Raw genomic sequence first — 12,593 nt, 5'->3', positions numbered from 1 at the left:
CTACGCCAGCGAACCCGGCCGACCCCGAAGTCCTCGAATCAGTTTTCGCAGGAGTTTGAGCGAGCGAACGACGCTCCGAACGTCGTCCGCGATTGTGACGAGTCGCACCAGTCGTTTGAACAGCGAAGCCATGACAAGAAGTACCACCCGAGTCCAGATAAAAGACGGGGGCGAGGACCCCGACGGTTACTCGTCGCCGAACTCGTCGTTGACGGCCTGTCGGTCGATTTTGGAGGGACCGGACATCGGCATCTCCTCGACGAAATCGAGGTGTCGCGGGCGCTTGAACCGCGCTAGCTTGCCGTCCAAGAAGTCGGTCAGTTCGTCGAGGGTCAGCGTCTCGTCGCCCTGCACGACCGCCTTGCCGACCTGTCCCCACTGGTCGTCGGCGACCGGCACGACCACGACCTCCTCGACCGTGGGGTGGTCGGCGATTCGGTCCTCGACTTCGGCGGGGTAGACGTTCTCGCCGCCCGAGACGTACATGTTCTTCTTCCGACCCTCGATGTAGACGTAGCCCTCGTCGTCCTTGCGGGCCAAATCGCCGGTCGAAACCCACCCGTTCCCGAACGTGGCTTCGGTCTCCTCCTCGTTGCGCCAGTATCGGTCTGCGGCGTGCGGACTCGCCAGTTCGAGTTCGCCGATTTCGCCCGCCGGGAGTTTCTCGCCGTCGTCGTCCACGACTCTGGCGTCGGCGTGCATCACCGGGACGCCCACGCTGTCGGCCTTCTCGCGGGGCCAGCCCTCGGGCATCGTGAAGTTGTTCGGGCCGCACTCGGTCAGGCCGTAGCCCTGCGAGAGGTCCACACTGCGGTCCCACCACGCCTCCATGACCGATTCGCGGCAAGGGCCGCCGCCCGATTTGGCGAACCGGAGCGTCGAGAGGTCGGTGTCGGCCCAGTCGTCGTGGTTGGCCATCATCCGGAGGACCGCCGGAACTGCGACGAGGAGAGTCGCACCTTCCGATTCCACGAGGTGCAGGACCTCACTGGGTTCGAACTCGCGGGCGATGACGACGGTGCCGCCGAGGTGGAACAGGGGGACCGACAGGACGTTCCATCCGCCGGTGTGGAACATCGGGAACACCATCGGGGTCACGTCCTCGGGGCGGAGACCCCACGCGGTGATGGTGTTGAACGAGTTCCAGACGAGCGACCCGTGGGTCAGCACCGTCTCCTTGGGCACCCCGGTCGAACCGCCGGTGTGGAGAAACAGGTGGGCGTCGTCCATCGACACGTCGGCGCTCTCGACCGGCGAGTCGTCTTCGGGGAGCGCGTCGGCCCACGAGTCGAACGCCGACGTGTCGGCGTCGGAGTCGCCTTCGCCGGTCGAAAGCGCGAGGACCGAGCAGTCGAACTCCCGGTTCTCGTGGTCCAGCACGCGCTCGGCGAGGTCGGCGAAGGGGTCTTCGACCACCAGCAGGGCCGGGTCCACGTCGTTGAGCATCTCGACCAGTTCGCCCCCAGCGAGGCGGTGGGAGAGGGGCGCGAGGACGCCGCCGGTCTTGGCGGTGGCGAAAAAGAGGTCCACGAGTTCCGGGCGGTTCCGCGAGAGGACCGCGACGCGCTCGCCGTCTTCGTCCTCGCCGACTGCTCGGCCGCCCACGACGCCCTCCTCGCGGAGGAGCCTCGCGGTCCGATTGGCCCGCGCGTCGAGGTCGGCGTAGGTGAACCGCTCGCCGGTCGTGGCGTCCACGAGGCCGACCGAATCTGGCGAGAGGCGGGCGCGCTTCTCGCTCCACGCGCCCACCCAGTCGTAGGGTCGCTGGTCGTGGCTAAACATGGCTCAGGAACTCCACGAGTCGGTCGGTGACCTCCTCGGACTGCTCGATGAAGAACAGGTGGGACCCGCCCTCGAAGACGGCGAGTTGTACCTTCGAAAGCTTCTGGTAGAGGCGGTCGGCGTTCTCGACCGGCAGAACTCGGTCGTCGGTGCCGTGGGCGACGAGGACGGGAATCTCGATGTCGTCCAGTCGGTCGCTCGAATCGAAGGCGGCGACCCCGCCAGCTTGGGCCTCGCGGGCAGAATCGGAGGCGTCACCCTCCAGTCGCCAGTCCACGATGTCCTCGATGAGGTCCTGATTGTCGGCCCAGAACTCGTCGGTCATCGCTGGCTTCATCTTGTACCGGATGGCCTCGCGCTCGTCGGCGTCGTCTGGCACGCCGAACATCCGGGCTTGGGTCTCGTCGGGCGTCTCTACCGCGTCCTCGCCGCCGTGGCTGGTGCAGAGGAGGCCGAGGCTCTCGGCGCGGTCGTAGTCCAGCGCGTACTGCTGAGCTATCATCCCGCCCATGCTCGCCCCGACGACGTGGGCGCTCTCGACGCCCACAGCATCGAGGACCGCTTCGAGGTCGCTCGCCATCTCCTCGACGGTGTACGGTCCCTCGGGTTCGTCGGAGTCGCCCGTGCCGCGGTTGTCCCAGACCACGACGCGGTAGCCCTCGTCGGCGAGTCGCTGTCTCTGCCAGCGCCACATCCATCGGCCGTAGCCCAACCCCTCCACGAGCGCGACGACTTCGGGGTCGCTCGCGGTGGCCTCCTCGGCCGGGTCGGTAATCTCGTAGTAGAGAGAAATTCCGTCGTTGTCCGCGTAAGGCATGGGTGAACCCACGGACGACCCCGCCTTGAAATCCCCGTTTCACATGTTAACCCCCGGATTGATTCGCCGGGCAGAACGAGGTTCGGGCATGCCAGTCGCATCTGTAGACGACACCGCAGAGGCCACCCTCATCGTCACCGAGGAGACCATCGACGCCTACGCCGACCTGACCGGCGACGACAACCCCATCCACCGCGACGACGACTACGCCGCCGAGACGTTCTTCGGCGGTCGGGTGGCCCACGGGATGCTCTCGGCGGGCGTCGTCAGCGCCGCGCTCGCCGACCTGCCCGGCGACATCATCTACCTCTCGCAGGACTTGGACTTCGAGAACCCGGTCCGACCGGGCCAAATCGTGACCGCGACGGTGACGGTCGAGGAGGACCTCGGTGACGACCGACTGCGCGTCGAGACGGTTGCGGAGGCCGAGGACGAGGAATCTGAGGGCGGGGACGCCGAGCAGGTGATTTCCGGCGAGGCCGTCGTCATGTCGGTCCCTCACGAGAGCGAGTAGTCCGACGAGCGCCCACAAAGAAATCAAAGCATTTCCGAAGCAATCTCTATTATTTCTTTAGAGATTGTATAGCTGTCTCGGATCGGGGAGGAGTTGCCGCGAGGACCGCCCGGATTCCATCACAAAGCATTTTCCCGACTAGTTAGCAATCGGAGGTATGTCTCCCGTCCTCCACCGGCGACTGTTGTCCGGATTGGTAGTCATCCTGCTCGTGACCGCCGCGGTCCCGGCGACCGCAGTCGGTGCGACCGCCGAACCGCCGTCCGCGACGGTCTCCACTTCGGTCGCGGACTCCTCGACCGCCGAATCTGCGTCGGCAGACGAGGAGGCGAACGTCACCACTTCGACCGACCAGAGCGCCAACGCGACGGTCTCGGTCCACGGCCTCCGGACGTGGACAGCGACCGGTTCCGCCGACCTCTCGGGCCTGCGCGACCTCCGCGAGGCCGAGGACTCCGGCAATCTGACCCGGAGCGCGGTCGTCGCGCGAAACGACACGCTGGTCCTCGAACTCCGGGCGTCGGGACTGGCGGGCGCGATTGCCGCCGAGGAGGGGCCGAACGCCACGGCCCGGTTCGTCGCCTTCCTGAACCGAAGCGGGGCCTCGCTGGACGTCTACGACCTGCCCGGTCCCGAACAGCAACGGGCCTACCTCGACGTGACCGACCACAGCGCCGTCTCGGTCGTCCCCGACCCGCGAAACGATTCGTACTACCTCGCCGTCGAAACCAGCGAGGTGAACGTCACCGACGGCGACGGCGGCACACCCGCGAACAACCGGCGTCCGTGGGGCGGGCACGTCGCTAACTTCACCCTCCGAAAATCGTCGGCGGTGACCGACGGCGACCGAGAGACCGCGACGACTGAGTTCCGAATCGAGGACGCCGAGGCCACCCTCGACGCGCCCGACGAGACCGACCGGGTTCTCCTCGCGCCGGGACCGAACCAGACGGTTTCGGGCAGGACGACCCTCGCACCCGGCCACCGCGTGACGGTCGAGGTCCGCGGTCCCGACGGTGAAATCCGGTCGGAGACGGTTCGCGTCCGGAACGGCACCGAGACCGCGGGCCGGTTCGCGGCCGACTTCTACCTGAGCGGCGTCCCCGCAGGGTCGAACGTCGAGGTGTGGGTCGGCCACGATGGCGATTCTCTCCTCGACCACTATCCCCACGACGCCACCGTCCCGGCGAGCGTCCGCCTCCTCGACGCCGCGGTGAACCTGACCGAGCGAGGACTGACCGCGCAGGGCGTGCTGGTCGAGGACGCCCGCCTCTCGCACGGCGGCTATCTCGCGGTCCATCGCGGGTCGGCCGACGGCGAGGTCATCACCCGCTCGCAGTACCTCACGCCCGACGACGAGTTCGGCCAGTTCGTGGACTACGGTCCCGCGCTGGAGTCGAACGCGACGCTCGTCGTGGTCGCCCATCGCGCCGGTCCCGGCGATACGCTCGGCGAACCCTACGCCGAGAACGGGAGCGTCGTTTCCGATTCGGTCGAGTTCACCGTCGAACGCGAGACGACCACGACCACCGAGACGACCCGACGGACCACCGATTTGACTACCGCGACCGATTCGACTGCCACGACCGATTCGACTACCGCGACCACCGTCGAGACTCGGACGCCCTACCCCCAAGGGGACGTTCCGGGATTCGGCGTCGGCGCGGCGCTGGTCGGTCTGCTGGCGGGCCTCGGACTCGCGGGGAGAAGGGAGTAGACGAAAGGCGCAGTTCAGTACGACTTGGCGAAGTAGGCCGTCTCGCAGGCCTCGTCGCCACAGACCGCACACTCGTCGCCGATGGGGTCCTCGTCGCGGTCCATCGGGACCATCACGATTTCGGCCGCAATCTCCTCCTTGACGACCGTTTCGCAGGCCTCGTCGCCGCACCACGGGGCCTTGACGTAGCCGCCGTGCTGGCCGATGGTGCCGAGGATTTGGGAGGTCTCGTAGGCCTCGCGGACGTTCTCGTCCAGATTCTCCTTGGCGGCGTCGTAGAGTTTAGCGTACACCTGCTCGAAGTGGCTCTCGACCGTCTCGGCGACGTTCTCGCGGTCCTCCACGGTGTCCTCGCCGTCGGGGCGGTGGACCACGGTGAGTTCCTCGTCTTCGACCTCGTTGGGGCCGATTTCGATACGGACGGGGACGCCCTTCAGTTCCCACTCGTTGAACTTGAAGCCGGGATTGCGCTCGTCGCGGTCGTCGAGTTCGACGCGGACGCCAGCGTCTTCGAGGTCCTCGGTCACGTCCTCGGCGTAATCGAGGACCTCCTCTTGGTTGTCCTCGTTCCAGATGGGGACGATGACGACCTGTTCGGGGGCGAGTTTGGGCGGGCAGACGAAGCCTTGGTCGTCGGAGTGGGTCATGATGAGCGCGCCGATTGCGCGCCACGAGAGACCCCACGAGGTCGTGTGAGCGACCGACTCCTCCTCGTCCTCGTCGGTGTAGGTCAGGTCGTAGGCCTCGGCGAAGCCCTGCCCGAGGTAGTGGGAAGTGCCACCCTGCACCGACTTGCCGTCGGGCATCAGGGCCTCGACGGTCGTGGTGGTGTGGGCACCGGGGAACTTGTCGTGTTCGGGCTTGCGGCCCCGGAGGACCGGGATGGCCAGCACGTCCTCGTAGAGGTCTTCGTACTGGTCGAGGCGGGTCATCGTCTCGTCCCACGCCTCGTCCTCGGTGGTGTGGGCGGTGTGGCCTTCCTGCCAGAGGAACTCCTTGGTGCGGAAGAAGGGCTTGGTCTCGGTGGCCTCCCACCGGATGACGCTACACCACTGGTTGAGGCGCATGGGCAGGTCGCGGTGGCTTCGAACCCACTCGCTCATGAACGGCGTGATGATGGACTCGCTGGTGGGCCGGAAGGCGAGGCGTTCCTCTAGCTCCTCGTGGCCGCCGTGGGTGACCCACGCCACCTCGGGGTCGAAGCCCTCCACGATGTCGCTCTCGCGTTCGAGGTAGCTCTCGGGGATGAGCGCGGGGAAGTAGGCGTTCTGCGCGCCGGTGGATTTGAACCGCTCGTCGAGGTAGTCCTGAATCCCCTCCCAGAGGGCGTACCCCCGGGGCCGGGTGACGATGAACCCGCCCATGGGGGCGTAGTCGGCGAGTTCGGCCTTCTTGACGACCTCCGCGTACCAGTCGCCGGGCGAGTACTCTTTGCGCTCGGTGATGCCGAGTTCCTGCTCGTTGTCGCTCATTGGGTAGCAGTTTCTTCGATGTGGTCTTAAATGCGATGAAGCTATGGCAAGGGTTCAGACGAGTCCGAGTAGACGCGGGAGATTCGCAGAACGCGACATGAGTGCGGAGTCCGGACGACCTCTTTTTTAGTCGTCCTCCTCGTCGAAGTCACCGTTGAATACGGTCTGTCCCTCGAAATCGGGCTTCTCTCTGTCGTCTTCGTTAGTCACGATTACCAGTTGTGCGTAATCTCGGAAATAGGTTTGCCCTGACTACGATTCGCTTCTGTCTATCCCATCGAAAATCCGCTTCGACCACGAACGAATACTGTTCTCCGGATTCGCCATCTTTCGCCATCTTCGAAGCTGTCCCGGAAGCCCGCTCAGTTTTCCGAGGAGTACGAACAACGTGAGGCCCCAGAGGTTAGTGTGCCACGGGAGCGGTGCAGTATATACTTCAACTGCACCAAGAAGCAGATAGCAAATCCCCGTCACGGTCGTCAGAAGCGTGAGTGTGAACAAGAGTGCATTTTTAGTGTTCGCTCGGTAGTTCTCCTGAATCCACGTCGCGTACGCTTCCGCCAGTCCCTCCTCAACGAGGTCGTAGTCAAACCGATCTTCGAGAATTCGGTCGGTCACGTCGTCTGGATTGACACCGATTTCGCCGCGAGTCGAGGTATAAGTTACAGAGGCAAAGACGATTGAGCTGAATAGCAACCCGACCCCAAACTCGATAAACGGATTCGACAGCGCCGACGCGGTGACCACCTCTGACCGGATTGAAAGAGAAATCCCGCTAATCAGTATACCGACGACTACGATGTTCAGTCGAAATATCTGAACCGCCTTCTCGTTGATGTCCGAAAGTTTTGCCGTCTGTTCGGCGATAGTTTCTCTGGCCTCTGTCCTTGCAAGTTGTGCCCGGCGAACGCGGTCTTCGTTACTCATTACCCAACCTTCGCGTCCACAGGTCGTCGCCGCTACCGGTACTTCTCATAGCCCGATTTAGCTTCGTTTTGACGTATAAACGTATGTACGGGAAATATCCTCACCTAAAATGACTCGGCCGCATCGACTTCCCGGACACCGGTTTCGACTTCCCAGTCCCGGAGTTCGTCGCCATCTTCATCGAAGACGAACTCGCCCGCAAAGGTCTCGCCGTCGAGGAGATGGGGCATCCAATACCGGTCGTCATCCCACATCTGGTCGTAGGGGAGCGAATCGTAGTCGAACCACTCGGGGTCGGCCTCCGAGGACTCCTCGGGCGTGCCCGAGAACTCCTCGGCCCGGAAGACGTGGGCGAACATCCCGGAGTCGTCACCCATCACGAATCGAAACTCGCCGACCTTCTCGGGGTCGCGAGGCGTGACGCCGATTTCCTCCTCGACTTCGCGGACGACGCACTCGCGGGGGGTCTCGTCCTCCTCGACCTTGCCGCCGGGGCCGAGGTAGAGGCCTTCGCCGAGGCCGCGCTTCTTTCGGATGAGGAGGACCTCCTTCTCCTCGGGTCGCAAGAGGTAACAGAGGGTCGCGGACTGCATGTGTCGGCAATCGAACCGCCAACTGATAAATCGGGACGATTGCTCGGCCGCCCGAGTTATCCGGCCGCCCGGCGTACCACCTTCGAATCACCATGAGCGACCTCCACGAGGTCACGGTCACGTCCGTCCACCAGATGACACCGAACGTCAAGCAGTTCGTCCTCGAAGCGGACGACGCATTCGAGTTCGACCCCGGCCAGCACACGCACGTCCACTTCCCGCGAGCGGAGAGTCCGGCGGCCGACGACGAGGACAACGATGGAGAGGGTGAAAGCAACGAGAGAGAAAGTGAAAAGAATGAACCAGAAAGCGAAAGCAACGAAGGGGGAAAGCGGTGAGGACGGCGACGAAGACGAGGAGGTCGTCCGTCCCTACACCTCGACTGCGCTCCCCGGTACCCGGAAAATCACGCTCGCCATCAAGCGGTACCCCGGCGGCGTGGCCTCGACGTGGATGCACGAGCGGACGCCCGGCGACACCATCGACATCGAGGAGCTAGACGGAAATCTCTCCCTCCGAAATCTCGACTCGGACGTGGCGTTCGTCTCGACCGGAACCGGCATCACGCCGATGATGGCGATGGTCAAGCAGTACGTCGAGGAGGGGACCGGACAGGCCACCTTCTTCTTCGGCGAGAAGGACCAACAGCACATCTTCTATCGGGAGACGCTGGACCAACTCGAAGCCCAACACGAGAATCTGGAGGTCGTCTACGTCCTCTCGGAGGCCGACGACGACTGGTCGGGACCCGAGGGCCACGTGCAGGACCTCCTCGACGACTATCTGGACGACTTCGGCGACCGGGACTTCTACATCTGCGGCGTGCCCGAGATGGTGGTCGAGACGCAGGAGTATCTCGGCGACCAAGGTGTAGACGACGAACAGGTGTACGTCGAAGGCTGGGAGGGCGACGAGGTTTCGGACGAAAGCGAGTAATTGAATCATCGAGAGACCGGTAGGCAGGAACGGCGACGAAAACGACCACCGGAAGCACGGCGAAGTGCGTTTAGAAAGCCCCCGGTCGGCCGCGGTCGCTGTGGCGGATATTCGCGGCTCTCAGCACTGGAAGACAACCCGCGTCTTCCAAGCCATCGTCGTCCGAAAATCGGAGATTTTCGTGATCACGAAAGGCTTCGCCTTTCGAACGACCTCACTCCGTTCGGCGAGACACCGCCCGCCGCGAATAGAGCCACCACAGCGACTGAACTGTACGCGGCCGACCGGCCCCTTTCAGTCCACCCAAACCGGCGGTTGGTCCGTCAGGCGGAACTCGCGTTTTGGTCGGCCTGCGTTCGGCTTGTCGAACCTCGATGCCGGCGATTTCGCTGGAATTTCCATCCTACTTCCGGTCGATAGCGAAGGGACTCTCTCCCTCCTGCCAGTCCCACCCCGGCAGTCGAGTCTGGAACCCGGCGGCGAGGGCGGCGTCAAGGTCGTCGGCCCCGGCAGTCTGGCGGTCCTCCTCGGCGTGAACGCTCACGTCGGCGTAGTGAAAGGTGGCCTCGCCCAGCAAGCGGAGGGGTTGGGTCCCGGCGATGGTTCCCGCGAGTTCCCGGCCTAACATCTCGTCCACCACGAACCCCGGATAGTCGCCCTCCACGTCGAGTTCCCGGAGGAGGACCACCAGTCCAGCGAGGTTGACCGCCCGGTCCCCGTCGGCGAAAACGGCGTCTACTTCCTCGCGGTAGGTCTCCTCGGTCACGGAATCGACCTCGGTGTCGAACAGGTCGCCGAGGTCCTCGCGCACGTCGTTTATCAGCGGCACCACCACGTCGGCCCGACTCCGGACCCACTCGTACTCGTCGGCGACTCGCTGAGGAGTCAGTCGCATGTCCGGCCAAACGGCGGCCACGGGCTTGGGTTTGCGCATTTTGAGAAGGCTTTTATAATATCAGGAACTAATGCCGGATAAGCGGGTTTTCCTGCGTCCCCGAGTGAGCGTCCGGTCCGCCCCGGTTGTTCCGGGGGCGTGGACGACTCGCCGACGCGCGAGTTATCGTATCCCGCGGAGAAGCGAAACCTATGCTGTGCTGTACTCTGCATCGTAGTCCTGATGGCATCCCGACCGGTCCGACACGCGACCGTGAGCAGTTAGCCTGCGGTGGCGTCGGACCGGACGGGCCAGACGGGACGATGCGGAGAACGACAACGGAACCACTTTTTCACTATGAGTAAAGTAGACCAGCAATTAGAGGACCTGCGAGCAGAGATTACGAGCGAGTTACCGAGCGACATCTCGGTATCGGACGTGAAGTACGAAGGCCCGGAACTGGTCGTCTACACGCGCGACCCGAAGAAATTCGCCCGGAACGGCGACCTCATCCGAAAGTTGGCCAGTCAACTTCGCAAGCGCATCACGGTCCGGCCCGACCCGGACGTGCTGTCTCGGCCGAAGGACGCCCGAGAGGACATTATGGACGTTATCCCCGAGGAGGCCGGCGTCACCGACCTCGACTTCCACGCCGACACGGGAGAGGTCGTCATCGAGGCCGAAAAGCCCGGCATGGTCATCGGCAAGCACGGTTCGACCCTCCGAGAGATTACCCAAGAAGTCGGCTGGACGCCCGAAGTCGTCCGGACCCCGCCCATCGAGTCCTCGACGGTCTCGAACGTCCGGAATTTCCTGAAACAGGAGCGCGACGAGCGCCGCGACATCCTCGAGAAGGTGGGTCGCCAGATTCACCGCGAGGAGATGTCCGACGACGAGTACGTCCGGGTCACGACCCTCGGCTGTTGTCGTGAGGTCGGCCGTGCGTCGTTCATCCTCTCGACGCCCGAGACCCGCATCCTCATCGATTGCGGCGACAAGCCCGGTGCCGAGGACGAAGTGCCCTACCTCCAAGTCGAGGAGGCCCTCGGTGCCGGCGCAAACACCATCGACGCGGTGGTGCTGACCCACGCCCACCTCGACCACTCGGCGCTGATTCCCCTGCTGTTCAAGTACGGCTACGACGGCCCGATTTACACCACGGAACCGACCCGCGACCTGATGGGTCTGCTCCAACTCGACTACCTCGACGTGGCCGCCAAGGAGGGCCGCGCGCCGCCCTACGAGTCCGAGATGGTCCGGGAGGCCATCAAGCACACCATCCCGCTCGAATACGGCGACGTGACCGACATCGCGCCCGACGTGAAACTCACGCTCCACAACGCGGGCCACATCCTCGGGTCGTCCATCTGTCACTTCCACATCGGCGACGGCCTCTACAACGTGGCGTTCTCCGGCGACATCCACTACGACGACACCCGCCTGTTCAACGGCGCGGTCAACGACTTCCCGCGGGTCGAGACCCTCGTCATGGAATCGACCTACGGCGGTCGCAACGACTACCAAACCGACCAAGAGGACTCCGAGGAGAAACTCAAGGAGGTAATCAACGAGGCCTACGACCGCGGCGGAAAGGTCGTCATCCCGGCGTTCGCAGTCGGTCGGTCCCAAGAGATGATGCTCGTCCTCGAGGAGGCGATGCGCAACGGCGACATCCCCGAGATGCCGGTCCACCTCGACGGGATGATTTGGGAGGCGACTGCGATTCACACGACCTACCCCGAGTATCTGCGTGACGACCTCAGAGACCGCATCTTCCACGAGGACGAGAACCCCTTCCTCGCCGACCAGTTCAACCACATCGACGGCGGCGAGGAGGAGCGCCAAGACGTGGCCGACGGCGACCAGTGCATCATCCTCTCGACCTCCGGGATGGTCACGGGCGGTCCCATCATGTCGTGGCTCGAACACCTCGGCGGCGACCCCGACAACCGGATGGTCTTCGTCGGCTATCAGGCACAGGGGACGCTGGGCCGACGCATCCAGAACGGGTGGGACGAGATTCCGATGAACCGCGGCGGCGGCCGCAACGGCCAACTCTCGCTCGAACTCGACGTGCGGACGGTAGACGGCTTCTCCGGCCACGCCGACCGACAGGGCCTGATGAACTTCGTCAAGACCATGAACCCTCGCCCCGAGAAGATTCTCTGCGTCCACGGCGACGAGTCCTCGACGCAGGACCTCTCGTCGTCGCTCTACCACGAGTTCAACATGCGAACGTTCGCGCCCAAGAATCTGGAGACGTTCAGGTTCAAGTAGGGAACGACCGACCTCGCAGGCCCTCGCTTCTCCGCGTTTCGGCACGAGTAGCCGCGAGTAGGTCGTCCGAATCGGAGAAACGTATAGAGTTGCTAGAAAAACGATTCCGTGTCTAAAAGAAATAAATAATTGTCCCTGCCGTCTGGGCGTGCCCGCCGTCCTCAGAGTCCTTCCAGCGACCGGAGTTTCTGCTCGACCACGGCCGGGGCGGCGCTCGGGCCGTCCCGAACCCGATGGTCCGGGATGACCAGCGGCGCGGGGTTCTGGTCGAGCGCGGTCCGGACGATGTTCAAATCTGCCTCGTCGGTGTGGTCGATGCCGCTGGTCATCCGGGCCAGCGTCTCGACGTTGATTTGGTCGCCGTAGGGAATCTCGCGGACCCGCTCCAGCACCCGGCGCTGGTCGGTCGGCACCGTGAGCGCGACTTCCACGTCCGAGAAGTCGTCCTCCTCCACCCCGTCGAGGTAGTCGAAGATTCTGTCCAGCAGGTCGTGGTCGGACTCGGCCTCCTCGTCGGGCGTGTCCGGGAAGGAGACGCTGAGGACCCGTCCGCTGGCGATGCCCAGTTGGACGTGTCGGTCTAGATACGACGACTCGCGCGCGAAGATGCCAGCAACGCCGTCCACGTCGCCAATCTCGTCCATGCCCGTCGCTTCGGGCGGTCCGGACTTGAAGATTCCGCGG

General features: G+C 64.1%; 13 protein-coding genes. 5 read left to right on the top strand and 8 right to left on the bottom strand.

What is annotated here, in order from left to right; genetic code table 11:
- Genes P2T57_RS16600 through P2T57_RS16590 form a run of 3 tightly spaced genes read right to left on the bottom strand, consistent with a single transcriptional unit; the run spans nt 1 to nt 2,599 of the window.
- A complete protein-coding gene (locus P2T57_RS16600; protein ID WP_276300337.1) occupies nt 1-132 on the bottom strand; it encodes a hypothetical protein in 132 nt (43 codons plus the stop codon).
- Nucleotides 133-186: 54 nt separating this feature from the next.
- Nucleotides 187-1,782: an AMP-binding protein gene (locus P2T57_RS16595; protein WP_276300336.1), complete on the bottom strand. Its 1,596-nt coding sequence runs from the start codon at nt 1,780-1,782 to the stop codon at nt 187-189.
- Nucleotides 1,775-2,599: an alpha/beta fold hydrolase gene (locus tag P2T57_RS16590; protein ID WP_276300335.1), complete on the bottom strand. Its 825-nt coding sequence runs from the start codon at nt 2,597-2,599 to the stop codon at nt 1,775-1,777. Before P2T57_RS16590 ends, P2T57_RS16595 begins: the two co-directional genes overlap by 8 nt.
- An 88-nt stretch (nt 2,600-2,687) precedes the next feature.
- Here P2T57_RS16590 and P2T57_RS16585 point away from each other — a divergent pair, with 88 nt between their 5' ends.
- Nucleotides 2,688-3,113 (top strand): MaoC family dehydratase, encoded by a 426-nt coding sequence (locus P2T57_RS16585; RefSeq protein WP_276300334.1) that lies wholly within the window; start codon nt 2,688-2,690, stop codon nt 3,111-3,113.
- Nucleotides 3,114-3,270: 157 nt separating this feature from the next.
- Nucleotides 3,271-4,830, top strand: a complete 1,560-nt coding sequence (locus P2T57_RS16580) for a BGTF surface domain-containing protein (protein ID WP_276300333.1) — start codon at nt 3,271-3,273, stop codon at nt 4,828-4,830.
- 14 nt (nt 4,831-4,844) lie between these two features.
- On the opposite strand, the gene proS is transcribed toward P2T57_RS16580, so the two are convergent.
- The 3 genes from proS to P2T57_RS16565 form a co-directional block, all read right to left on the bottom strand.
- Complete coding sequence (gene proS / locus P2T57_RS16575) at nt 4,845-6,302, bottom strand: proline--tRNA ligase (protein WP_276300332.1); 1,458 nt, start codon at nt 6,300-6,302, stop codon at nt 4,845-4,847.
- Nucleotides 6,303-6,554: 252 nt separating this feature from the next.
- A complete protein-coding gene (locus P2T57_RS16570; RefSeq protein WP_276300331.1) occupies nt 6,555-7,229 on the bottom strand; it encodes a hypothetical protein in 675 nt (224 codons plus the stop codon).
- A gap of 104 nt (nt 7,230-7,333) precedes the next feature.
- A complete protein-coding gene (locus P2T57_RS16565) occupies nt 7,334-7,822 on the bottom strand; it encodes an 8-oxo-dGTP diphosphatase (RefSeq protein WP_276300330.1) in 489 nt (162 codons plus the stop codon).
- A gap of 92 nt (nt 7,823-7,914) precedes the next feature.
- On the opposite strand from P2T57_RS16565, the gene P2T57_RS16560 reads away from it, so the two are divergent.
- On the top strand, nt 7,915-8,160 hold the full coding sequence (locus P2T57_RS16560) for a hypothetical protein (protein ID WP_276300328.1): 246 nt from the start codon (nt 7,915-7,917) through the stop codon (nt 8,158-8,160).
- Nucleotides 8,120-8,758 carry a ferredoxin--NADP reductase gene (locus tag P2T57_RS16555; RefSeq protein ID WP_276300327.1) on the top strand — a complete coding sequence of 213 codons (639 nt, stop codon included), beginning with the start codon at nt 8,120-8,122 and terminating at the stop codon, nt 8,756-8,758. Before P2T57_RS16560 ends, P2T57_RS16555 begins: the two co-directional genes overlap by 41 nt.
- A gap of 403 nt (nt 8,759-9,161) precedes the next feature.
- Here the strand turns inward: P2T57_RS16555 and P2T57_RS16550 are convergent, their stop codons facing one another.
- Nucleotides 9,162-9,653, bottom strand: a complete 492-nt coding sequence (locus P2T57_RS16550) for a DUF7984 family protein (RefSeq protein ID WP_276300326.1) — start codon at nt 9,651-9,653, stop codon at nt 9,162-9,164.
- Between the two features lie 336 nt (nt 9,654-9,989).
- On the opposite strand from P2T57_RS16550, the gene P2T57_RS16545 reads away from it, so the two are divergent.
- Nucleotides 9,990-11,909, top strand: coding sequence for a beta-CASP ribonuclease aCPSF1 (locus tag P2T57_RS16545; RefSeq protein ID WP_276300325.1), 1,920 nt, complete (start codon nt 9,990-9,992; stop codon nt 11,907-11,909).
- A 161-nt stretch (nt 11,910-12,070) separates the two neighbouring features.
- On the opposite strand, the gene P2T57_RS16540 is transcribed toward P2T57_RS16545, so the two are convergent.
- Entirely contained in the window at nt 12,071-12,553 is a 483-nt protein-coding gene (locus P2T57_RS16540; protein WP_276300324.1) for an MGMT family protein, read from the bottom strand.
- Nucleotides 12,554-12,593: the final 40 nt, after the last annotated feature.

Origin of the sequence: Halorussus lipolyticus (assembly GCF_029338375.1) — an archaeon.
GTDB classification, from domain to species: Archaea; Halobacteriota; Halobacteria; order Halobacteriales; family Haladaptataceae; genus Halorussus; species Halorussus lipolyticus.
The sequence above is the reverse complement of the archived record's forward strand: the minus strand, read 5'-3'. Positions and strand labels throughout refer to the sequence as shown.

Bases quoted from the DNA above. Each gene is read 5' to 3' on its own strand.
- P2T57_RS16585 (WP_276300334.1), top strand. From the start codon at position 2,688: ATGCCAGTCGCATCTGTAGACGACACCGCAGAGGCCACCCTCATCGTC.
- P2T57_RS16555 (WP_276300327.1), top strand. From the start codon at position 8,120: ATGAACCAGAAAGCGAAAGCAACGAAGGGGGAAAGCGGTGAGGACGGC.
- P2T57_RS16595 (WP_276300336.1), bottom strand. From the start codon at position 1,782: ATGTTTAGCCACGACCAGCGACCCTACGACTGGGTGGGCGCGTGGAGC.
- P2T57_RS16580 (WP_276300333.1), top strand. From the start codon at position 3,271: ATGTCTCCCGTCCTCCACCGGCGACTGTTGTCCGGATTGGTAGTCATC.
- P2T57_RS16565 (WP_276300330.1), bottom strand. From the start codon at position 7,822: ATGCAGTCCGCGACCCTCTGTTACCTCTTGCGACCCGAGGAGAAGGAG.
- P2T57_RS16570 (WP_276300331.1), bottom strand. From the start codon at position 7,229: ATGAGTAACGAAGACCGCGTTCGCCGGGCACAACTTGCAAGGACAGAG.
- proS (WP_276300332.1), bottom strand. From the start codon at position 6,302: ATGAGCGACAACGAGCAGGAACTCGGCATCACCGAGCGCAAAGAGTAC.
- P2T57_RS16560 (WP_276300328.1), top strand. From the start codon at position 7,915: ATGAGCGACCTCCACGAGGTCACGGTCACGTCCGTCCACCAGATGACA.
- P2T57_RS16540 (WP_276300324.1), bottom strand. From the start codon at position 12,553: ATGGACGAGATTGGCGACGTGGACGGCGTTGCTGGCATCTTCGCGCGC.
- P2T57_RS16545 (WP_276300325.1), top strand. From the start codon at position 9,990: ATGAGTAAAGTAGACCAGCAATTAGAGGACCTGCGAGCAGAGATTACG.
- P2T57_RS16550 (WP_276300326.1), bottom strand. From the start codon at position 9,653: ATGCGACTGACTCCTCAGCGAGTCGCCGACGAGTACGAGTGGGTCCGG.
- P2T57_RS16590 (WP_276300335.1), bottom strand. From the start codon at position 2,599: ATGCCTTACGCGGACAACGACGGAATTTCTCTCTACTACGAGATTACC.
- P2T57_RS16600 (WP_276300337.1), bottom strand. From the start codon at position 132: ATGGCTTCGCTGTTCAAACGACTGGTGCGACTCGTCACAATCGCGGAC.